This is a genomic window from Novacetimonas pomaceti (assembly GCF_003207955.1).
GTDB lineage: Bacteria > Pseudomonadota > Alphaproteobacteria > Acetobacterales > Acetobacteraceae > Novacetimonas > Novacetimonas pomaceti.
This window is the reverse complement of the sequence record NZ_NOXG01000094.1, coordinates 1-1,339: the sequence shown is the minus strand read 5'-3', so window position 1 is coordinate 1,339 and position 1,339 is coordinate 1. Positions and strand designations below refer to the sequence as shown.

Annotated in this window: 1 protein-coding gene and 1 pseudogene; both read left to right on the top strand. The window is 57.9% G+C overall.

Annotated elements, in window-relative coordinates; genetic code table 11:
- Positions 1–313: 313 nt before the first annotated feature.
- A pseudogene (locus CFR71_RS17295) lies at positions 314–388 on the top strand (autotransporter-associated beta strand repeat-containing protein); the annotation flags it as partial.
- Between the two features lie 108 nt (positions 389–496).
- Positions 497–1,339: autotransporter-associated beta strand repeat-containing protein (locus CFR71_RS15750; protein ID WP_338065949.1), on the top strand; the 843-nt coding region annotated here is incomplete at its 3' end.

The window sequence follows — 1,339 nt, the reverse complement described above, 5'->3', positions numbered from 1 at the left end:
GCATCGGGTTTTCTTATAGCTTACGAAAATTTCTTTTGTGCAAAACAGACTTTTTCATAATCTAACCCGATGTACAACCCTTCTGTGAGATTTCCGCGTCGATCCGCGAAACAATAAATCTTTGATTGGGTTTCCTTCCTGTGTAGCCAAAGTCGGTTTTCTTGCATCGCTGTTGTGTGGCGTGGCAACGTATGGGCTAGCGCCTGTCTATGCTCAGGAATCTTCTCCGAATACTCAAATATTTTCTCCGTCAACCACGATATATTCTTCTGATGTTGTGGGAGACAATGATGCGGGTCCCGTGTCTGTCATCATGAATGGCAGTGGTGCCCAGATACTGATTGGGACGAATACATATACCGGTTCGACAAGTGTCAAGAATGGTACGCTTGGATTGGGGGAGGCTGGCAGCATTGCTGATTCCAGCATTGTGGATGTTTCCCAAGGTGCGATCTTTGATATCAGCCAGACGAATTCTGGTGCATCGGTCAAGGATATGGGTGGAGCCGGTGGCATTGATCTTGGTAGCCAGACGCTGACGTTGACGGCGGCAGATCCTGACACCGTTTATTCCGGCGTGGCGTCCGGTTCTGGCGGTCTGACGGTTTCTGGCGGGACGGAGACGCTGTCGGGTGCGAATACCTACACGGGTGTGACGACGGTGGCGTCTGGTGCAGGCCTCAGCCTGCCGGGTTCTGTTGCAGGCGTGCTGACGACTGCCGGGACGACGGATGTCAATGGCGGCACGGTTGCTGGCACGACGACGAACACGGGGACGCTGACGGCTGAAGGTGGCACGCTTGCGGCTGTTGCGAACAATGGCGGGACGGCGACGCTGAGCGACACGACGGCAGGTGCTGTGACGAATGCGTCTGGTGCGACATTCAGCGCGACGGGCGGGACACTGGCGAGTGCGGCGAACAGCGGGACGATGACGCTGGGTGCGGGCAACACCGTCTCGGGTGATGTGACCCAGACGGCCGGTTCGCTGACGCTGGACGGCAACACGGTTGACGGCACGGTTGCGGCCAATGGCGGCACGTTCGATGTGGCGTCTGCGGGTTCGACGGCGGGTTCTCTGTCGGGAACTGCCAGTGGCACGCTGGACGGCACGCTGGACCTGACCAAAGCCAGCAGCACCTATTCCGGCGGCATGTCCGGTTCTGGCGGTCTGACGGTTTCTGGCGGGACGGAAACGCTGACGGGTGCGAATACCTATACGGGTGTGACGACGGTCGGTGGCGGCACGCTGCAGCTTGGCAATGGTGGTACGGCGGGCAACATCGCGACTACCACGGCGATCCATGATGATGGTACGCTGGCTGTTGATCGTAGCGAT